Here is a 20535-nt window from a genome sequence, read left to right as displayed (position 1 = left end):
CCCCTGGCTTATTCGGCCGCGAGCTCCCCGGCGACCAGCCGCCGCGCGACCTCGGTCAGCAGTTCCACACCGCGCACGGCGTCCTCGTCCCGGGTGAATTCGGCCTCGTTGTGGGAGATCCCTTCGACGCTGGGAACGAAGAGCATGACCGTCGGCACAACATCCTTCAGGTTGGTCGAGTCGTGGCCGGCCACGGTCATGATGTCCGTGTGGCTGAACCCGAGCCGCTCCGCGCTCGCGATCCCGAGCGCCACGCCCGCGGGCTGGTAGGACACCAGCCCCCACCGGTGGGTCAGCTCGAGGCCGACCGTCGTCCGGGACATCGTCTCCGCCTCGGCGATCCTTTTGTCCAGCAAGTCCATGGCGCGGGCCAGTACGTCCTCGTCCGGAGACCGCAGATCCAGGTTCATCACGGCCTGGCGGGCAATGGTCACCGGCGAGTTGGGCAACACGTACATCTCGGAGACCGAGGTGTGCAGCTGCCCGGGGGCGAACTCTCCGGCGAGGTCGCGGGCTGCGGAGATGACCAGGGCGGCGCCGTAGAGGGCGTCCCTGCGGTCCTCCATCCGGGTGGAGCCGGTGTGCGACTGGTCGCCGTCGACCGTGACGCGGTACTTGCTGGCCGCCCACGTCCGGTCCACGATCCCGACCTGGGTCCCGGTTTCCTCGAGGCTGCGGCCCTGCTCGATATGGATCTCGGCGTAACGGGCCACGTCGGCGAGCCGGGGGGCGTCGCCGTCGGCGGTGCGGTGCCCGGCGGCGAGGGCGGTGGCAACGGTCGTCCCGGTGGGATCCGCGGTGGCGAGCGCCTGTTCCAGGGGCAGCTTCCCGGTGAAGACGGAGCTGCCCATCATGCTGGGCGTGAAGCGGCTGCCTTCCTCGTTGAACCAGTTGACCACGGCCAGGTTGTAGACCGGGTCGATCCTGCCGGCGGCAGCTTCGGCGGCGACGCGGGCGGCGGCGTGGGCCCCGGCCAGCACGCCGTACGCGCCGTCGTACCGCCCCGCCAGCGGCTGGGAGTCCAGGTGCGAGCCGAGCAGGACATAGGGAGCACCGGGAACGAATTCGAGGGTTCCAAACTGGTTTCCGGCGGCGTCTACCTTTTCGGTGAAGCCGTGTCGGGCCAGCCACTCGCCGAACCACCGGCGGGTGGCGTGATCCTCCGGCGTACCGGCCTGCCGGTCCACGCCGCCGCCGGCGGTCGCACCGAACCCGGACATGGCTGCGAAGTCGTCAAGAAATTCCCGGCCGGTCGTGCTCATCGGGTTTCCTCCCCCGTGGACGCCATGGCCGCGTCCGCGGATTCCCGTGCCGGGAAGTGGTCCGCGCCGAAGCGGATGTCGCCGCCCACCATCGTGGCCAGCACCTGCGTGGCGCTGATCCGCGACGGCTCGACGGCGGTGGGATCCTGATCCAGGAAGACCAAGTCGGCCAGCATGCCCGGCGCCAGCCGGCCCTTGGTGTCGCCGGCTCCCGTGGCCGCCGCGGAACCGACGGTGTAGGCGGCCAGCGCCTCGGCCGCGGTGATCCGCTCGGCGGGGCCGTAGACCTCGCCGGACGGGGTCAGCCGCTGCACGAACGATTGGATCACGTCGAGCGGGCGGCCGTTGGACACCGGCCGGTCCGAGCTGCCCGGCAGGGTAGCGCCGCGCTGCAGCAGGCTGTTGGCCGGGTAGGACGTGGCCGTCCGCTCCGGACCGAGCAGCCGGGCCATGCCGTCGCCGAACTCGGTGATGAAATGCGGCTGCGGGACCAGGACGATGCCGGCCGCGGCGATGCGGTCCAGCTGCTCCGGCCGGATCACGCCGCCGTGCTCAATCCTGTTGGGCGTCGCCCTGCGGCCGTAGGTTTCCTGGGCTTCGGTAATGATGTCGATCGCGTGGTCGATGGCGTGGTCGCCGATCGCGTGCATCGCGATGGACCAACCGGCCCGGTACGCCTCGAGCGACGATGCGCGCAGCACCTCGGCGTCCATTTGCAGGTAGCCGTGGTTGTGGGGGCAGCCGACATACTCCTCGGTGACGTAGGCGGTGCTGCCCAGCAGCGATCCGTCGCTGAAGATTTTCACCGGTCCCAGACGGAGCCAGTCGTCCCCCAACCCGGTGCGGATACCCGCGTCAAGGCCACGGGCGACCGGGTCTGCCGCGTGACCGGGAGCCGGGTGCAAGACATCCAGGACCAGCATGGGTTGCATCCGGACGCTCAGCAGCCCCTTGTCCCGCGCACTCTGGTAGGCACCGAACTCGCGCGGCGAGTAGCCGATCCAGCCGCCGGCGATGCCTGCGTCGGTGACGCTGGTGATGCCCTCGGTCAGATAGTGGGTGGTCGCGAGGTCCAGCGCACGTTCGATGGTCGCCAGCGGGTAGGGCAGCATAATGTCCTGCACCAGCCGCATGGCGTTCTCTTCCAGCAGCCCGGTGGGCCGGCCCTCCGCATCCGTGACGACGACACCGCCATCGATCGGCGCGGCAAGGTCCGCGCCGCGTTCGGCGATGAGATCGAGTGCGGCCCCGTTGACATTGCAGGCGTGGCCGGAGGAGTGCTTGATCCATACCGGGCGGCCGCCGGCGGCAGCATCGAGCCGGTCGCGGTCAGGCTGCGCTCCGCCGTGCAGCAGCGGACTGTACCCGCAGGCCACCACCCATTCGTCCTCCGCCAGCGTGGACGCGGCGTCTGCTATCACCGCATAGGCCTCTTCGAGGCTGGCGACCGTCCCCAGGTTCGCTTCCATCAGGCCGAGCCCGAACCAGACGCTGTGGGCATGCACGTCATTAAAGCCGGGGACGATGACCGCGCCGGCGGCGTCGACGACCCTCCGGGCCCTGGGCGCGGCCTGCGGATCGACGTCGAGTGCCAGCACCTTCCCGTCGTGGATCAGCAGGTTTTCTGCCACCGGATGTCCGGGGTCCTGGGTCAGTATGCGGGCGTTGCGGATCAGGAGATCGACGAGCATGAGTCCTCTTCGTGCTTTCGCTGCGGCGTGCCCGGAGCGGTAGATGGCGCGGCCGGCCGTGCAGGGCGCCGCCTCCATTTCAACACTGGAGCAATGTCACGCTCAATGTACAAAAGACGCCATCTCCAGTGGAAGGATTAGGCGATTGCATAAGATGGGTAAATGAGCGAGCCGCGCGTAGAGCCCTTCCCCCACAGCGCCAGCCAGCACCGGGACTTCAATCCCGACCCGTCTGCCGAACCTGCGTGGACCGAACTTATCCGGCGCCTGTGGCAGGAACGCGATTTACTGGTCAGCGACTTCCTGGAGCGCTTTGCCGCCATCTCCTACGAGGGGGCATTGGTTCCGGACGAGGATGTCCGCCGGACGGCGGTGGACACGATGGAGATGTTCCTGTTCCAGATGGCCGGCCTTGAGTTGCCCCCCGATCTTCGGTCCCTGCCGAGGGACGTGGCTTCCCGCCGGGCACGCCAGGGGGTCCCGTTGGAGGCCTTCCTCAGCGCGGTACGCAACGACTTCAGGGTCTTATGGAAAGGCCTTGAACGCGTTGCGCGGGGGCACGGCACCGACGTGCTCGTTGCCAACATGGACCGGGTCTTGGACACTGTGGAGAGATACGTCAGCAGCATTCAGCAGGCGTTTTCGGAAGAGGAAGCCCTGCTTGCCCGCGACAAGCAGCTGCACCGGCAACGGCTGCTTTCGCGGCTCTTTAACACCGATACTCAAAACACCGGCGAGGTCTCCGACATCGCCGCCGGCTTGGAAGTAGAGAGCTCGGACGTGTTTGAACTGATTGCGGTCACCAAGGAGTCCGTGGCGAAGCTGCCGGATCAGCCTGCGGCCGACCGTCACACCTTCTCTTACGAACGCGCCGGCGCCCTCTACCTTTTCCGGGTAAGCCGTGCCGGGCGAACTTGGCAGGACGATCCGCCCGAATTTCCGGCCGGTTACATGCCCGGCGTGGAGGGCCTGGCCGCGATTCCGCAGGCGGCAGCGGCGGCTTTGGTTTTGGCCGCCAAGCACGGTGCCGATACGGGGCTGGCCACCATCGCGGGCACCTGGATGTCCATTGCCCGGGACCTCCTGGAGAAAGCGCTCCCCGGATTCTCGCTCCCCGTCACCACGGCACTGGACCATTGCACGCCGCATGAGCGCCAGCGGTTGCTGCAGGTGGCGCAAAGTTACGGCCGCACCGGTTCGATTAAGGAAACCGCGGAGGAACTGTACTGCCACCGGAACACGGTGGTCAACCGGTTGCATTCGCTGGAGGAAGTCATCGGGCTGGACATGACGGTTCCGGCGCAGGCAGCGCTCGCACTGGTGGCGCTGGCGGACTACAAAAATGGGCACAAGTTGTGAAAAGGCACAAGTGAGCGTTGTCAAGCCGGTGTGTATTGTCATTGTTCAGGGGAATGGCACTACCTTACAGTCGAGAGGTACTTCACAGCTCTACCTCGGGATGTCCTCCGTTCAGGGCATAGGAATTACGGGCTGCCGCTGCCACCTCCAACGGTGCCGGCCCCGCACAGCTTGAAAGGCAATACGTGACGACGCCGCAATCTCTCAACACCCCCGGCGCTCCGCCGAAAGTCTCCGGCAAGGACGCAGGCAAGATCGCCCGGGCCGCCTTCGTCGGAACGGCTCTCGAGTGGTACGACTACTACCTCTTCGGCACGGCCGCGGCTTTGGTGTTCAACCGCCTGTTCTTCACGGAACTGGATCCCACGGCCGCGTTGCTGGCTTCGTTCGCCACCTTCGGTGTCGGCTTCGCAGCCCGTCCGATCGGCGCCATGCTCTTCGGCTACATCGGCGACAAGTACGGCCGCCGGCCCGCCCTGCTGACCACCATCGTCATGATCGGTATCGCCACCGGATTGATCGGTCTGCTGCCCGATTTCGGCAGCATCGGCCTGGCTGCGCCGATCCTGCTCGCCGTCCTGCGGCTCGTCCAGGGGCTGGCCGTGGGCGGCGAATGGGGCGGCGCGGTCACGATGGCCGTCGAGCACGCCCCGGCCGAGAAGCGCGGCCGGTATGCCGCCCTGGTCCAGGTCGGCTCGCCGGTGGCGACCCTGATGGCCTCCACGGCGTTCACGCTCGTGCTGCTCTTCCCCTCCGACTTCTTTGACGCCTGGGGCTGGCGCATCCCCTTCCTGCTGGCCTTCCCGATGCTCCTGATCGCCCTGTGGATCCGACTCAAGGTGGAAGAATCACCGATCTTCAAGGATCTCCTGGCCCAGGAAGAGACCTCCAAGGTTCCGGCCTTCGACGTCTTCCGCAATGCCGGCGGCCGCCTGGTGGTTGCCGTGCTCGCCGCCCTGCTGGGCGTGGGCGGCTTCTACATGATCACCACCTTCGTGGTCAGCTACGGCGTCAACACCCTGGGTGTGGACCGCAACGTGATGGTCAACGCCACCCTGATCGCCGCCGTCGCGCAGATCATCGTCACCCTCCTGATGGGCCGGCTCGCGGAGAAGATCGGCCCGGGCAAGGTCACCATGTGGGGCGGCATCCTCACCGCCGTCCTGGCCTTCCCGTTATTCGCCATGATCGACACCAAGTCCCCGCTGCTGATCACCCTGGCCATCACGTTCGGCATCATGCTGATCGCCGTGGCGTACGCGGTCAACGGCGCGCTGCTGACCGAACTGTTCCCGGCGAAACTGCGCTACTCCGGCGTGGCCCTGGGCTACAACATCGCCGGCGCGACCAGTGGCTTCATGCCGATGATCGCCACCGCCATGCTCGGCGTCTCCGGCAACCAGTCCTGGGGCGCTGCCATGATCCTTGCCATCATCGCGCTGCTCACGGCCGTTGGCGGATTCCTCGGCGAGCGGCTGCGCGTCAAGGACAAGCAGATCGTAGCCGACAGCTAAATCCCCACGCCCGCCCCACCCCGGGGCGGGCTCCGGTCTCCGGCGGACACCGCCGTCGGAAGCCAGACTCTCCACCACCTCGCGGGGGAGCCGTCCAGCCGGGCGGCTCCCCCGCGCCATATCAAGGAGCATTCGGATGATCAATGACGAACAGTCCCGACGTATTCTCGATGCCGTCGACGCCGCGTTCGACGCGCAGCTGGCCTTTACCCAGGAGCTGGTGAAGCACCCGTCGCTGCGGACCGCGGAAGGCAGCGCCCAGGACCTGCTGCACACGGCGATGGCCGCCCGCGGCCTGGAAATGGACCGCTGGCAGCTGGACCCCGACGAGCTCGCCACGCATCCGGGCTTCGGCCCGGTCACCGTCTCCTACGACGACGTCGACAATGTTGTCGGCACCTACCGGCCGGCCGCCGAGACCGGCCGCTCGCTCATCCTGAACGGGCACGTCGACGTGGTTCCGGAAGGGCCGGAAGAGGCGTGGTCGCGCTCCCCCTGGGATGCCCCCATCATCGACGGCTGGTTGTACGGCCGCGGCGCCGGCGACATGAAGGCAGGATTGGCCGCCAACCTCTTCGCGTTCGACGCCGTCCGGGCGGCCGGTCTCGAACCTGCCGGCCGCATCCACTTCCAGTCCGTCGTCGAAGAGGAATGCACCGGCAACGGTTCCCTGTCCGCGCTCATGCGCGGCTACCGGGCGGACGCGGTCATCATCCCCGAGCCCGAAGAGGACATGCTGGTCCGGGCGAACGTCGGGGTGCTCTGGTTCAAGGTGCGTGTCACCGGCAACCCGACCCATCCGCGCGAGATGGGCACCGGGTTCAACGCCATCGACGCCGCCTATACGGCCATCACCGCCCTGCGCGAGGTCGAGGAGAAGTGGAACGCGGAGCGGGGCCGGCACCGCTACTTCGAGGACCTGGATCACCCCATTAACTTCAACTTCGGGCAGATCATCGGCGGCGACTGGCCCTCCAGCGTGCCCGCCTGGTGCGAAGTTGACGTGCGGGCGGCCATCTACCCCGGGATTCCGGCGGAGCAAGCCTGGCAGGAACTGCAGGAGTGCCTCGCCCGACTGGGGACGGGGCCCGAGCCGATCAAGGCCGTTGCCACCAAGACCGGATTCTTCTCCGAAGGCTACGTGCTGGAGCCCGGCAGCGAAGCCGAGTCCCTGCTGGAGAGCACGCACGAGCAGGTCTTCGGCAAGGAGCTGGGCAGTTTCACCACTCCGGGCTACCTGGACGGCCGCGTCTTCGCGCTCTATGCCGACACGCCCGCGCTTGTTTACGGCCCGGTCTCCGAAGCGATCCATGGCTTCGACGAGCGCGTGTCCATCGAATCGGTCCGTCGAATCACCAAGAGCATCGCGCTGTTCATCGCCAACTGGTGCGGCGTGGAAGAGCGGGCCTGACGCCGGTCGCCGGCACCTGCGCTTCCTGCCGGTGCCGGCGGCCGCCTAGCGGCCCCGCTTCCGGACGGACTCCATCCGTTGCCGGTTTTCCCACCACTTTAACGTGTGGTTGATCAGCGACCCGAGCACCAAGGACGCGGCGATTGCGAGCAGCACCGCGAACTCGGTGGACAGCTGCGGCCACACGCCCGACGCGGTGCCGATGCCCACCGAGTAGGCGGACCAGAGCACACCGGCCAGGGCGGAGTGCGCCAGGAACCGGCGGCCGGGCTGGGGAATCATCGCGGCGGCCACATTGAGCGTCACCCGCCCCATGGGAACAAACCTGGACGTCAGCACCAGCGGCAGCCCCTTGCGCCCCAGCCCCGAGCGGGCCTTGCGGAAGCCTGACTGCCAGTGTCGCCCGGAGAACAGCTTCCGCTCGGCGAGGTTGAAGCGGCGCACCAGGAAGAACGTGCCGGCGTCACCCGCTACCGCCCCGGCCAGCATGGCTGCCGCCAACACGTAGGGATCGAGGTGGTCCGAGTGCACCGAGAGCGATCCCAGCGCGACGAACAGCGTGGTGCTCGGCACCGGAGGAACCAGCGCGGAGACGGTCACGAAGAGCGCACCCGCAGGGTAGATCCACCAGTAATCCAGGCTGCGCAACAGTTCGCCGAGTTCGTCCATCCCCCCATCCTCCCCGATGCACCGTGGTGCAGGTGCAACGGTGCATCGGGCGGCACGCCATGGGCCCCCGTCTAAACTGGGGTCATGAGCAACTTGGAGGCCGCACCCCGGGAAGTTGTCTGCTCACTGGAAGCAGACTCCGCCGATGCGGAGGTCCTGGCGCCGCGGGACGTGCCGCTGGGCGGCGTCCGCGCCATGAACGTCCGCCGCACCCTGCCGCAGAAGCGGCGCAGCCTGATTGGTTCCTGGTGCTTCCTGGACCATTACGGGCCCGATCTGGTGTCCGGCACCGGCGGCATGCAGGTTCCCCGCCACCCGCACACGGGCCTGGCAACGGTCAGCTGGCTGTTCTCCGGGAGGATCTCGCACCGGGATTCGGCCGGGTTTGAAGCCATCGTGCGCCCGGGGGAAGTGAACCTGATGATCGCCGGCCGCGGCATCTCCCATCAGGAGTTTTCGACGCCGGACACCACCGTCCTGCACGGCGCGCAGCTTTGGTTCGCGCTTCCGGAGTCAACCCGGAACATGCCGCCGACGTTCGAACATTACGCCCCGGAACCCGTCGTCGGCGACGGGACGGAGTTGCGGGTCTTCCTCGGTTCGCTGGCCGGCTCCACGTCGCCGGTCAACACCTACACTCCTCCGCTGCTCGGCGCCGAGGCCACGCTGCGTGCGGGGTCCCGGCTGGAACTCGACCTGGACGCCGGGTTCGAACACGGAATCCTGCTGGATACCGGCGACCTCCGGCTGGACGGGAACGAGGTCCCGGTGGACCACTTGGTTTACCTCGCCCCCGGGCGAAAGCACCTCGTCCTCGAGGCCGGGGATGCCCCGGCCCGGCTGATTCTCATCGGCGGCCAGCCGCTGGGCGAGCAGATCATCATGTGGTGGAACTTCGTGGGCCGGAGCCATGAGGAGATCGTGGCGTACCGCGCCGCCTGGCAGGCCGAGATCGACGTCGACCCGGCGCCGGAACCCGAAAACGGCACCTATGCGGACGGCGCCCCGTATCCCCGGTTCGGCCCCTTCCCCGACGGGATGCCCGCACCGCTGCCCGCCCCGACGTTGCCGACCGTCCAGCTGCGACCCCGCGGCTGAGCACTGCCGGGACGACCCATCATCAAGAGGAACCGTGGAAGCCGACGCACCCATCGCCGTCCGCAGCAATGCCGGACGGCGCCGCTACGAACTGGTGGACGGCGGCAAGGTGATCGGCAAGGCCCACTGGTTGCCGTTCGAGGGGCCGTCGGGCCCCGAGCGGGTCTTCTTCCACACCACGGTTGACGAGAAGTATGCCGGGCAGGGACTGGCCGGACGCCTGGCCCGCTACTCGCTGGATGACACCGCCGCAGCCGGGGTGTCCGTGGTGACCGTCTGCCCCTACTTCAAGGCCTACGTCGAAAAGCACCCGGAGTACCTGGCCAAGACCACCCCGGTGCGGCCCGAACACGTGCAAGCGGTCGAACGCGTCGCCGGTTAGGGAAACCGACGGAACTCTCTGCGGTCGCCAGCAGTTCTTAACGGGGAGAGATCACCCGTGCACCGGCTTCCACCGGGCAGGCAAGGAGCGGAACCGTGGGAATGTTCGACAAGCTGGTCCAAAAGGGCAAGCAAAAGGCCGTCCAGTACGCCAAGGAGCAATTGGCCCAACGAACCGGGCAACAGCGCCCGCCTCGGCCCCAGGATTCCGGTCGGGAACCGGGCTACGGCCAGGATGCAGGCTACGGCCGCGGGCAAAACCGCGAGTACGGCCAGGACCGTGGTGACGACCGCGGCTACGGCCAGAACCGTGGTTACGGGCAAGACCGCAGCTACGGCGAGGACCGGGGTTACGGGCAAGACCGTGGTGACGACGGCGGGTACAACCGAGACGGCGGCGACGGCGGCCAGCGGTATCCGTCCCGGCCGCAGCCGCGCAACGGCCGGCCCGGGCAACCCGGCGGCCGCGACGCCGACCAGGCGGCCATCGCGAAATACAAGTACATGCTGCAGACGGCGCCGCCCCAGGACATGGAGCGGGCCCACGCCGAAGCCTTCAACCGGTTGACCCCGCAGCAGCGCGCGATGCTCCGGGACGAGCTCAACAGCCAGCTCCCCGCCGCCGAGCGGGCCGCCTCCGACCGGCCCGAGACGCTGGCCAGGACCGCCACCCGCGCCGAACTGGCGCAGCCGGGCTTCATGGAACGGATCCTCGGCCGGACCGGATCGGGCCGGGGCGGCGGCCGCCTTGCCGCCGGAGCCGCCGGCGCCGCGGGAGGCCTGGGCGCCGGCCTGCTGGCCGGTGTGGCCGCCGGCTTCGTCGGCTCGGCCATCGCCGGTCCCCTGCTGGAAGGATTCTCCGGCATCGGGGAGGGATTGGCCGGCGCCGCCGAAGGATTCGGCGATACCGTCGCCTCCGCCGGTGAGGGCTTTGCGGACAATGCAGGCTTCGGCGGTTTCTTTGGCGACGGCGTCGAGGGGCTCGGCGACTGGGAGATCTAGCCCGTCAGGCACCCGTTTGGGGAACGTCGCCGTCGTCATCGGCCTCCGGGGCCGGCGGCGTGATCAACAGGGCGGTGCCCGCGTAGGGTCCCAGGTGGAGATAGAAGCTGTGCAGGTCGTCCACCGTGCCGATGGTTTCGCCGCTGAACGCGTCGGTCACTTCCGAGCCCAGCTCCAGGGCTTCGGAGCGGACGGTACCGGCGATCTCCTGGCCGGAGAAGTTCAGGACCGTGACCTCTTGCCCGCCCGAGACCAGCTGGTGGACCATCACCAGCATGCCGCGATGGGAGACGTCGGGAACGTCGATCAGGGCGCTCTTGGCGATGCCGTGCTCTTCCCGGACGGCCAGGATGCGTGCCAGCTGCCGGGCGAACGAGGCTTCGTCCTCGAGCTGCTCGGGCAACGTGCCGTACAAAGCCTTGCCCATGGGCATTCCGGAGGTTGACGTCTCGGCCGTCGGGTCGAAACCCATCAGGTCATGGGCGCTGCGGTTGATCCAGCGGGTGTCCCCCCGGGACATCAGCCGGGCCACCCGGCTGCGCTCCAGCGGCAACATCCCGCACAGATCCCAGCCGGAGAGCGCGAAGACCCCCGGCTGCAGCGCGTTGTACATGGCCAGCAGCAGGTGCACCCGGCGGATCTCCGCCGACTGCTCTTCGGTGATCGAATCCAGGTCGGTGATGCCCAGCACCGCGGTGATCACGCTGGCCGTGGTGCAGGCGATCCCGTTGGCCGTGAAGACCAGGTTGTAGGGGGCTGCTTCGCCGGTGATCCCGTCCCGCAGGGTCTGCTGCACCTTGTGGGCCAGCTCCGCGCCGGTGAGCTCCTCGCCGTCGAGCTCGTAGACGTCGTCCTTGTGCTTGGTGGTGAAGTGCACCAATTCGTAGGTCAGCTCGTCGTGGTTCTGCAGCGCGTGCACCAGCGACGCCTGGTCCACGCCGATGTCCATGGCCAGGCGCAGCGTCAGCCGGAGGAACTCGGTGTCCGCGGTGACCAGGGCGTGGTGGTACGCCGGACGCGTCACGAAGTCGTAGGACAGGTCCGGGCCGGTTTCGGAGGTGGCCTTGATGTCGTCGATGGACAGGTTCAGCTCCTGGAAGGTGAAGCCACCGACCTTGCGGACCATGCTGCCGATGATCTGGTTGGCGGCCGCCGAGAGCGGATGCCCCTCGGACCAGCCCGGCGTTTCCTCGGCGCTCTTCTCCACGCCCAGGAAGCCGTTGGCGTCCAGCCGGAGCGCCCCGGTCCCCAGGTCCACCAGCGAATGCAGGGCATCGCCCATCACCAGGCGCATGCCGGAGAAGGTGGGGTCCAGCCAGTTGATCGACGGCTGGCCGGCCTTGAAGTAGTGCAGATAGACCCAGCGGTGGGCCTTGCCCTCTGCGTCCAGGACCGGCGGGGTGGCGCTCCAGTTCGTTTCCTTCACGCCGGGTTCGTAGAAAATGACCCGCTGCAGTTCGCCGATGATGTAGCCGGCCTGCTGGAGCCGGCGCTCGGTCGCGACGTCGATATTGACCGAGTCCTCGCCCTCGGGGACATCGGGCAGCAGGTCCCAGTCGGACTCCGGGATGTCGATCATGTGGTAGATGCCCGGATAGTCGCGGAAGTTCATCTCCGCCAGCCGGAAGTCTGCGCCCTTGCCCGTGTGGCCGGGCACGATGTCGTCCACGATCGTGCCGCCGTGTTCGGCGGCCACCCCGCACATGCTCCGGAACTCGTCCTCGGTGCCGAACAGCGGGTCGATGGCCATGCTGATGCGGTCGAAGTGCCCGTCCACGCTGGGGGTATGGTTCCAGCCGGTCAGGCCGCCGGCCAGCTTCACCGGCCCGATGTGGATGGCCTTGATGCCGATCTGCTGGAAGGCCTCCCAGAGCGCGGCATCGCCCAGCGCCGCCAGGAACGTCTGCCCGGGCCTGGTGATCAGCGACAGCGGGTAGGCGGTGAACCAGACCGAGGCCCGCTCCACCGCCGCCCGCGGGTTCGGATACGCGAACGGGTTCTGCCACATGCTCGCCTGCCCCGAGAGCTGGCGCCCCAGAACCTTCGCGTCGCCCAGCATGGACTGGTTGCGCAGCCACTCCACATAGACCTTGTTGCGGGCGTCCGGCTCGAACGGCGGTTGGCCGGGCACAAAATGGCGGCGGCGGGCCCTGGGCCGCAGCGACCGGGGACGGGCCGGGTAGAACTGCTCGTCAAAAGTGATGTCCGGCGCCTGGGGTTCGGCGAGGGGCTCGACGGCGGTGTTCCCGCCGTCTGCCGCGGCGGCACCCCCGTCTGCGCCCGCGGCGGCAGCCCCGTCTGTGCCCGCGGCAGCACCGCCGTCGACATGGTTGGTGCGGTCAAGGACGGGATCGTGCCCCAGAACCGAATCCTTCATGGCGTCATCTCCTTTGTGCTCGACTCCTGGAATTCTCCAGACGGGCTCTACCCCCAACATTGCCAGACGGCCGGGGCCACCACTACCCCGGGGCACCGGTCAGCCGGGCAGTTCCAGCTCTTCCACCCGGCGCTGCAGGTGGCGGCGTTCCACCTGGTTCCGGCAGAGCGCCAAGGCCAGCCGGTAGTGCTCGGCGGCTTCGGTGACGCGTCCGCTGCGGCGCAGCAGTTCGGCGCGGACTCCGGGCAGCCGGTGGTTTCCGCGCAGTTGGGCCTCCAGCCCGCCCAGCAGCTTGAGGCCGGCCGCCGGCCCGTCCGCTTCGGCGGCGGCCACCGCCCGGTTGAGCCGGACCACGGGCGAACCGGTGAGGGCGTCAAGTCTGGCGTAGAGGCCGGCGATGCTCGTCCAGTCCGTCTCTGCGGCGGTGGCGGCCGAACAATGGGCGCCGGCGATCAGCGCCTGCAGCCGCAGTTCCTCGGCGTACCCGCTGTCCGGCGGCTGGTCGATCAGCAGTCCGAGCGCCTCGGAAATCTCCCGGTGGTGCCACCGGCTGCGGTCCTGGTCCGGCAGCAGCACCAGTTCCCCGTCCCGGATGCGCGCGTCGCGCCGGGCATGCTGGAGCATCAACAGCGCCTTGAGGGAGCGCAGCAGCGGCGTGTGCGGCATCAAGTCGTTCAGCAGTCCCGCCAGCCGCACCGCTTCTCCGGCTTCTTCGGCGCGCAGCAGGTCGGCGCCGTCGCCCGGAAGGTAGGCACTGGTGAAGGCCAGGTAGACCGTCCGTGCCGCGTTCTCCACCCGGTCCGGAAGGTCACCGGCGTCCGGCAGGGCGAACGGAATGCCGGAGCCGGCGATCTTCTTCTTCCCGCGGGTTATCCGGGCCGCCATGGTGGCGTCGCTGACCAGGAACAGCCGCGCAATCCGCGCCGTCGGCAGGCCCATGACGAAGCGCAGTGCCAGCCCGGCCTGCACCTCGGGAAGCAGCGAAGGATGCGTGGCCATGAAGATCATCGGCAACCGCTCGTCCGCGTACTCCACGTCGCCGGCACCGCCGGCGGTACCTGCGTCAGGCACCGCCCCCCGGAGCCGGTCGGCGACCAGCAGCGGGAGTTTCCGGCCGGCCACCTGCTCATGCCGCAGCGCATCCAACACGGTGCGCTCCGCGCTGCGGTAGAGCCAGGCGGGCGGGTTGCCGGGAGTGCCCTCGGCCGGCCAGCGGGCGGCGGCCCGGGCGAACGCCTCGGCGAGCGCATCCTCCACCAGGTCCAGCCGCCGGAAGCGTGAGAAAAGCAGCGCCAGCAGCCGGCCCCACTCTTCCCTGTGAATCTGCTCCAGCCGCTCCATGGGTCAGGCCGAATCCGGTGCCACCATCGCACGGACCTCCACCGGGGCGTCGCCGGCCAGCAGCGCGCAGATCGACACGAGATCGTCCAGGTTGTCCGTCTTCACGGTATAAAACCCGCTCAACTGTTCCACGGACTCGGCATAGGGCCCGTCCGTGACCACCACTCCGTCCGGGGTGGACCGCACGGTCTTCGCCGTCCGGGAATGCTGCAGCTCCGCCCCGCCGGTGATCGCGTGCCCGCGTTCCTTCAGCCGGGCGGCGAATTCCTCGTGCCGCGCATACGTCGCCTCGCGCTGCTCCGGCGTGCTCTGCTCCCAGCTGTCCTCGTTGTCCGGCAACAGCACCATGTACTCGGTCATCTCAGCGTTTCCCTTCGCCAGCCGCGCGTCCTCCCCGCGGCGCCCAGTGTCGACGTGATCCGTTCGACACCATGATGACGCGCGAACTGCAACAGAATCGACAACCCCGCGGCATCACTTCCCGGGCAGTGCTACGGCGTCCCCGCGCCAACCCGTCAGCTGGCGCGGGCCTCGCGGTTCTCGTCCACGTATTCCGCCGTCACCAGGATCGGCAGGTGGTCGGACTGGCCGCGCGGCAGGGTTTCCACGCTTTGAATGTCCAGGCCCAGGGAGGTGGCGAAATCGAAGTGGCCGCGGAACAGCTTGTAGCGCGTGTAGGTCCGGCGGTTGCTCAGGGTCAGTTCGTAGCCCGTTTCCTTCAGGTGCTCAATCAGGTTCTTCGTGAAGAAGGGGTAGTTGAAGTCCCCCACCATCAGCGTCATCTGCTCGCCGTTGCCGCCCATGCCCAGCAGCGCTTCGTGGCCGGCCTTGATCTGGTGCCGGCGCAGGGAGTTGGTAGCGGTCAGCGGCGCCGCGTGAAAGTCGCCGACGACGATCTCGTGTTTGCTCTCGTTGTCCACCATCTTGACTCCGAGCAGCCGCTCGTGGGCCGGCGCCAGCACGTAATCGTGCAGCGACTTCTTGAGTTCGAAGGTGTTCGTATCGAGGGCGGAGAACCGGTCCTCGTCGTAATAGACGGCCAGTCCCAGCCTGTTTCCCTTGGTCGAATGGGCCAACCGCAGGTGTCCCAGCGTGTGCGGAAGTTTCTCCGTGTCCGCTTCCTGCAGGCACATAACGTCGACGTCGTAGCGGTCGGTCAGGTCCTCGAGTTCCTCGCTTGCACTGTGTTTCCGCAGGTTGTAGCTGATAGCCCTCAACAAAGAATCACCCTTCCGTCGCGGTCGCTGTAGCCTGCGCCCATACTACAGAGCCGGCCTCGCGGTTACATTCGGCGGCCGCCCGCCAAACCGGGCAAAAGAGCGGATTCGCCCCGCAAGGACGCCGAAAACCGGAGGCCGATGTCCTGCGACGCTCAGCTGTGGGCCGCGGCCATCGGGCGCTGGGCTGATGGGCACCGGCACACGTCCCGCCGCCGCCTCGCCGCCGCCTCGCCGGCGGGGCGCTCACGTTCCGCAGAAGGTCCGGTACGCGCCGAAGTCTTCCGGCGCAGCGGCTGCGTAGCGCTCCAAACCGGGACGCTCCTCGTAAGGGCGGGTCACCGCGTCCAGGAGGCGGTCCACCGGGTCCAAGTCTCCGTGCGTGGCGGCGTCGAGGGCCTCCTCGACCAGGTGGTTGCGGGGAATGTAGACGGGGTTGACCCGGTCCATCAAACCCGCGTCCGGCCCGAGCGGACGCCATCGTCCCAGCCAGTCATCGAACCCTGCGGGGTCCGGAAACAGGCGCCGGGCCGCTTCTGTTTGGCCCCGGGCGGCCGCGCCAAGGCTGCGGAAGAAAGCTGTGTGGTCTACCTTGCCCGCCTGGAGCAGAGCCAGGAGGTCATTCACGAGCGGAGAGGCCACGGCCTCATCGACCTCGTCGCCCAGGCCGATCTTGCTCCTCGCGCCGGCCAGCCAGGCGGCGCTGTACTCGCTCCTGAAGGCGCCCAGGGCTTCTGACGCGAGCGCGGCCGCCTGCTCTTGATCGTCGTGCAAGAGCGGCAGGAGAGCCTCCGCGAGCCGGGCGAGGTTCCATTCGGCGGCAAGCGGCTGGTTGGCATACGCGTAACGCCCGCCCTCGTCGATGGAACTGAAGACGGAGGCCGGATCGAAGGCGTCCATAAAGGCGCAGGGCCCGTAGTCGATGGTTTCACCTGAGATCGTCATGTTGTCGGTGTTCATGACCCCGTGCACGAATCCCACGAGCATCCACTGCGCCACCAGCGCGGCCTGGGCGCCGAGCACTGCCTGAAACAGCGCCAGATACGGGTGCTCGGCCTCGGCGGCCGCCCGATGGTGGCGGGCGATGGCATGGTCGGCGAGCCGGCGCAGGAGGCCGGCGTCACCCGTGGCCCGGGCATACTGGAAACTTCCCACGCGCAGATGGCTGCCGGCCACCCGCACCAGAACGGCTCCCGGCAACTCGGTGTCACGGTATACCGGCAGCCCCGTGGCCACGACGGCGAGGGAGCGCGTGGTGGGAATGCCCAGGGCATGCATGGCCTCGCTGACCACATATTCGCGCAGCATCGGGCCCACCGCGGCCTGGCCGTCACCGCCCCGCGCGAACGGCGTGGGCCCCGAACCCTTGAGGTGGACGTCGCGCAGCCGGCCGCCCGCATCGGTCAGCTCTCCCAGCAGGAGCGCCCGCCCGTCGCCGAGCCGGGGCGAGTACCAGCCGAACTGGTGGCCGGCGTACGCCTGCGCCACCGGAGTGGCGCCGCCGGGGATCCGGTTGCCCGTCAACAGCCGCAGCCCGTCGGGGCTGCGCAGGGCCGCCGGGTCGGTTCCCAATTCGGCAGCCAGCGGCTCGTTGAGAACCAGCAGGCGCGGGTCGGGGGCCTCCTGCGCCCGCCAGGGGACGGCCAACTCCGCAAGCTCGCGGGCGAAGCGGCCATCAAACGCGAGGGTTGATTGTGCTGAAGCACTCATCCCCCAAGAATAACTAGGACACCACGGGCGGCGTCACCCCATCCGGCAGATGCCCGGGAACTGCAAAGGAAAGACCACGATGAGCACGCACATCCACAGCATCCTGAACCGGGCCGGAGAAGAGATGGTGTACATCGGACCGGACCACCCTTCCTACGAACTGCTCGCCGGGCTGGTGGCTTCCGTGCACCAAGCCTGGCAGGAAGGCTACGACCAGGGCCGCAGCGGCGGCACGGACGAAAACCCGTACCGCGGCTACTAAAGCGGGCCGCGCCAGCCGGAAAATAGGGCGCACCTACCCCTAGCACTCCCCACGCGGATAGGCAAAGCTGAAGGCAGGGGAAACTGGCGCCACCACACTCTTCTGGTTGTCGCCTTCAGCCGGCCGGGGGCGCCGACGCTGAAGAACGTCGCTCCTGCAGTTCCGGCATGGGGCCGGAACGGTCAAAACACAGAGAGGTGTTTCGAGATGACTGACGTAGCAAGCACTACCGGCGAAACCGGCCAGGTCACCACCGGGCTCTACATCGGCGGCGAGGTCCGGGACTCCGGCGAAAAATACGCGGTAGCGGACCCCGGCAAGCCGGGTTCCGTGGTGGGCTACGCGGCAGCCGCCACGCGGCAGGATGTGGCCGACGCCGTCGCCGCCGCGAAGTCCGCCTTCCCCGCGTGGGCTGCGCTCGGCGCCAAGGAACGCGCCGCCCAGCTCGGCGCTGCCATCGAAGGCATCGCCGATCTCCGCGACGAGGACGCGGCGATCCTGTCGCAGGAAAACGGCAAGATCCGGATGGAGGCCTGGGTGGACGCCCTGGTCTTCGAGATCCGCTTCCAGCTCGCCCTCGCCCTCGCGGACGAGGTGGACCAGGGCAAGGTCTTGGAACCGGCGCCGGGCATCCCGGTAACCACCTCCGTGGCGTACCAGCCGCTGGGCGTGGTCACGGTGATTGTTCCGTTCAACTGGCCCATTGCCATCCTCGGCGCCTCGCTGCCGCACGCCCTGCTGGCGGGCAACACCGCGATCGTGAAGCCGCCGCCCACCACCCCGCTGGCGATCACCCGGGTAGTGCAGCGCGTGGCGGAAAAGCTGCCGCCGGGTGTGTTGAACATTGTCACCGGCCAGGACAGCGAGATGGGCGGCCTGATCCAGAACGACGACGTGGCGAAGGTCTGCTTCACCGGCAGCGTGGGCGGCGGCAAGAAGATGATGGAGATGGCGTCCAAGAGCCTGACCCGGGTCACCTTGGAGCTCGGCGGCAACGACCCGGCGGTGGTCCTCGAAGACGCCGTCCTGGACGACACGCACCTGGACCGGCTGTATGCCGCGGTCTTCGACACGACCGGGCAGATCTGCATGGCCGCCAAGCGCATCTATGTGCACCGCTCCCGGCTGGAGGAACTGGTCGCCGGGCTGTCCGAGCGGCTGGAGAAGGCCGTCGTCGGCTACGGCCTGGACGAGGGCACCACCATGGGCCCGCTGCACCAGCCCGCGCAGAAGACCTTCGTCGAAGAACTCATTGCCGAGGCGAAGGCCGCCGGGGCCGACGTTCGGGAATTCGGGGAACTGCCGGCGGACCCGGAGCTGCAGGGCGGCAACTTCCTGCGGCCGGCGTTGGTGGTCGATCCGGACCCCCAGCTGCGCGTGGTCACGCAGGAACAGTTCGGTCCGGTCATCCCGATCCTCCCCTTCGACACCGAAGAGGAAGCACTTGCCCTGGCCAACGACACCTGGGCCGGCCTCTGCGGCTCGGTGTGGACCGCGGACACGGACAAGGCCAACGCCGTCGGCTCGCAACTGGTCTGCGGCTACGTCTGGGTCAACGACCACGGCGCCACCCGCCTGGACCTCCGGGCGCCGTTCGGCGGCATGAAGCACTCGGGCTTCGGCCGGGAACAGGGCATCGAAGGCATCCGCGCGTTCCAGGACACCCGCGCCATCGCCCACCTGGATGAGGCGGCGGCCGCAGCAGGCCACTAACTACGACGACGGCGGGCGGGCTGACCGCGGCTTCGGGCGGCCCTTCCTCCGCCCGACGCCGAGGCACCCGAGGAACGGGCCGGACCCACCGGGCGGCCGGGTCCGGGTCCCCCGGTTCAGACGGCCTGGGCGGTCCGCCAGCCGCCGCGGTATTCCTTGCGCGCGGTGACGGAGTAGGGCGCGGGGCTGACCACGGCCCGGACTTCCAGCTGCCGGTGCGGTTCCACGGTGGTCTTGCGGGTGCCGCCGTCGGGCTCGCCCCAGACCACGTTCACCTCGGTGCCGATCTCGACGTCGGGGTTGACCGTGGCCAGCGACAGCGCCCGCCGCTCGTTGGCGCTGTAACCGGTGAACAGGGACAGGCCCACGTTCGTGCCGCCGGCGTCGACAATGGAATCGTAGTTCGAGGAGCCGTAGTTGGCGTTGGGCAGGTCGAAGTACTTGTAGGGCGTCCCCTCCCTGTCGAACAGCGAGGCGAAGATCTTGGTCATGTCCTCGGCGTTCCAGGCCAGCGTGACCTTCTTCCGCTGCGCCTCGCCGTCGATCTTCTCCAGCGCGTCGCGGCCGATGAAGTCGTGGTCGAACTTGACGAAGGATCCGTAGCCCAGCTCCCACGGGTTCAGGTAGTAGTCCTCGATGTTGTCGGAGACGAAGCTGCCGGCCACAGCGTTGACGGCTTCGTAGCTGTCCGCGCCCAGCCATTCCCGGTACGGGCGAAGCTCTTCCCCGGAGTAGATGGCCGGCAGCGGGGACGGAATCCAGCCCGATTCCAGGGTGTTGGACGAGTAGGCCCGGGCGCCGACGGCCAGCAGGCCGAACTCCCGGCCGGCGTCCAGGATGAATTCGCGGACGCGCTCGTAGGACTCGTAGGGCCCCCAGAGCTCCAGCCCGGGGGCGCCGGCCATGCCGTGGCGGAGCGTGCGCACCTGTGCCCCGGCCACCTGCATGTGGTCCATGCTGAAGAATTTCAGCTGCTCCACGGTGCCGCCGTTAAGCTTTTCGATGACCTGCCACGCGTTGGGACCCTGGATCTGGAACCGCCAGTACCTGCGCTGCACGGGCTTGCCCATCGGCCGCGACGGCGACCGCCGGTCCACCTCAAGCTCCACGTCGTACCCGCCGGTCTGTCCGTGGAAGAGCAGCCAGTTGGCCGCGGGGGAACGCCCCACGTAGACGAACTGGTCCTCGGCCTCGTGGAAGAGGATGCCGTCGCCGATCACGTGCCCGGACGGCGTCGTCGGGACATATTGCTTGGCCCTGTTCACCGGGAAGGTGGCCACCGAGTTGATTGCGGTGTCGGAGATCAGTCTCAGCGCGTCGGGGCCCTTGATGAACAGGTTGTCCATGTGGTGGGACTGGTCGTACAGCACGGCGGTCTCCCGCCAGGCCCGGACCTCGCTGCGCCAGTTCGTGAATTCAGGTGCCACCACCGGATAGACATAGGCGCCGATCTGCGAATTGCGCAGCAAATCCACCGTATTGCCGGCCTGGTCCAGGACGTCCTGCAGGTTCTGTGCACTCATGATTC

At 68.3% G+C, this 20535-nt stretch carries 17 protein-coding genes; 8 read left to right on the top strand and 9 right to left on the bottom strand.

The features are described 5' to 3' along the window. Positions 1–8 precede the first annotated feature (8 nt). Positions 9–1262: a M20 family metallo-hydrolase gene (locus tag AC5RUP_RS06685; protein WP_494158390.1), complete on the bottom strand. Its 1254-nt coding sequence runs from the start codon at positions 1260–1262 to the stop codon at positions 9–11. After that, positions 1259–2953 (bottom strand): amidohydrolase, encoded by a 1695-nt coding sequence (locus tag AC5RUP_RS06680; RefSeq protein WP_494154170.1) that lies wholly within the window; start codon positions 2951–2953, stop codon positions 1259–1261. Before AC5RUP_RS06680 ends, AC5RUP_RS06685 begins: the two co-directional genes overlap by 4 nt. Positions 2954–3115: 162 nt before the next feature. On the opposite strand from AC5RUP_RS06680, the gene AC5RUP_RS06675 reads away from it, so the two are divergent. The 3 genes from AC5RUP_RS06675 (at position 3116) to AC5RUP_RS06665 (ending at position 7237) form a co-directional block, all read left to right on the top strand. Continuing rightward, positions 3116–4312 (top strand): helix-turn-helix domain-containing protein, encoded by a 1197-nt coding sequence (locus AC5RUP_RS06675; protein ID WP_494091105.1) that lies wholly within the window; start codon positions 3116–3118, stop codon positions 4310–4312. 185 nt (positions 4313–4497) lie between these two features. Beyond that, the gene (locus tag AC5RUP_RS06670) at positions 4498–5826 is read left to right on the top strand and encodes an MFS transporter (RefSeq protein ID WP_494091106.1); all 1329 of its coding nucleotides are present in this window, start codon (positions 4498–4500) and stop codon (positions 5824–5826) included. Between the two features lie 136 nt (positions 5827–5962). After that, a complete protein-coding gene (locus AC5RUP_RS06665) occupies positions 5963–7237 on the top strand; it encodes an ArgE/DapE family deacylase (protein WP_494154169.1) in 1275 nt (424 codons plus the stop codon). Between the two features lie 45 nt (positions 7238–7282). Here the strand turns inward: AC5RUP_RS06665 and AC5RUP_RS06660 are convergent, their stop codons facing one another. Beyond that, positions 7283–7906, bottom strand: coding sequence for a DedA family protein (locus AC5RUP_RS06660; RefSeq protein ID WP_494154168.1), 624 nt, complete (start codon positions 7904–7906; stop codon positions 7283–7285). An 84-nt stretch (positions 7907–7990) separates the two neighbouring features. Here AC5RUP_RS06660 and AC5RUP_RS06655 point away from each other — a divergent pair, with 84 nt between their 5' ends. From AC5RUP_RS06655 to AC5RUP_RS06645, 3 genes are all read left to right on the top strand, one after another. Beyond that, the gene (locus AC5RUP_RS06655) at positions 7991–9004 is read left to right on the top strand and encodes a pirin family protein (protein ID WP_494154167.1); all 1014 of its coding nucleotides are present in this window, start codon (positions 7991–7993) and stop codon (positions 9002–9004) included. A gap of 34 nt (positions 9005–9038) precedes the next feature. Next, positions 9039–9386 (top strand): GNAT family N-acetyltransferase, encoded by a 348-nt coding sequence (locus tag AC5RUP_RS06650; RefSeq protein ID WP_494132810.1) that lies wholly within the window; start codon positions 9039–9041, stop codon positions 9384–9386. Positions 9387–9487: 101 nt separating this feature from the next. Next, positions 9488–10387, top strand: coding sequence for a hypothetical protein (locus tag AC5RUP_RS06645; RefSeq protein WP_494158414.1), 900 nt, complete (start codon positions 9488–9490; stop codon positions 10385–10387). 4 nt (positions 10388–10391) lie between these two features. Here the strand turns inward: AC5RUP_RS06645 and treS are convergent, their stop codons facing one another. The 5 genes from treS to AC5RUP_RS06620 all read right to left on the bottom strand — a co-directional run bounded on the left by treS (position 10392) and on the right by AC5RUP_RS06620 (position 17032). Continuing rightward, a complete protein-coding gene (gene treS / locus AC5RUP_RS06640; RefSeq protein ID WP_494154926.1) occupies positions 10392–12764 on the bottom strand; it encodes a maltose alpha-D-glucosyltransferase in 2373 nt (790 codons plus the stop codon). Between the two features lie 99 nt (positions 12765–12863). Next, the gene (locus AC5RUP_RS06635; protein ID WP_494158389.1) at positions 12864–14105 is read right to left on the bottom strand and encodes an RNA polymerase sigma factor; all 1242 of its coding nucleotides are present in this window, start codon (positions 14103–14105) and stop codon (positions 12864–12866) included. A 3-nt stretch (positions 14106–14108) separates the two neighbouring features. Further along, positions 14109–14465, bottom strand: a complete 357-nt coding sequence (locus tag AC5RUP_RS06630) for a YciI family protein (protein WP_494093252.1) — start codon at positions 14463–14465, stop codon at positions 14109–14111. A gap of 155 nt (positions 14466–14620) precedes the next feature. Further along, positions 14621–15322, bottom strand: a complete 702-nt coding sequence (locus tag AC5RUP_RS06625) for an endonuclease/exonuclease/phosphatase family protein (protein WP_494154957.1) — start codon at positions 15320–15322, stop codon at positions 14621–14623. A gap of 246 nt (positions 15323–15568) precedes the next feature. After that, the gene (locus AC5RUP_RS06620) at positions 15569–17032 is read right to left on the bottom strand and encodes a protein adenylyltransferase SelO (RefSeq protein WP_494158388.1); all 1464 of its coding nucleotides are present in this window, start codon (positions 17030–17032) and stop codon (positions 15569–15571) included. 79 nt (positions 17033–17111) lie between these two features. On the opposite strand from AC5RUP_RS06620, the gene AC5RUP_RS06615 reads away from it, so the two are divergent. After that, complete coding sequence (locus tag AC5RUP_RS06615; protein ID WP_493977043.1) at positions 17112–17294, top strand: hypothetical protein; 183 nt, start codon at positions 17112–17114, stop codon at positions 17292–17294. A 207-nt stretch (positions 17295–17501) separates the two neighbouring features. Then, a complete protein-coding gene (locus tag AC5RUP_RS06610; RefSeq protein ID WP_494155029.1) occupies positions 17502–19007 on the top strand; it encodes an aldehyde dehydrogenase family protein in 1506 nt (501 codons plus the stop codon). Positions 19008–19123: 116 nt separating this feature from the next. Here the strand turns inward: AC5RUP_RS06610 and ligM are convergent, their stop codons facing one another. Beyond that, positions 19124–20530, bottom strand: a complete 1407-nt coding sequence (ligM, locus tag AC5RUP_RS06605) for a vanillate/3-O-methylgallate O-demethylase (protein WP_494154627.1) — start codon at positions 20528–20530, stop codon at positions 19124–19126. Positions 20531–20535 lie beyond the last annotated feature (5 nt).

The sequence above is a fragment of the Arthrobacter sp. Y3223151 genome (assembly GCF_059091125.1).
This window is presented reverse-complemented; position numbering and strand designations above follow the sequence as displayed.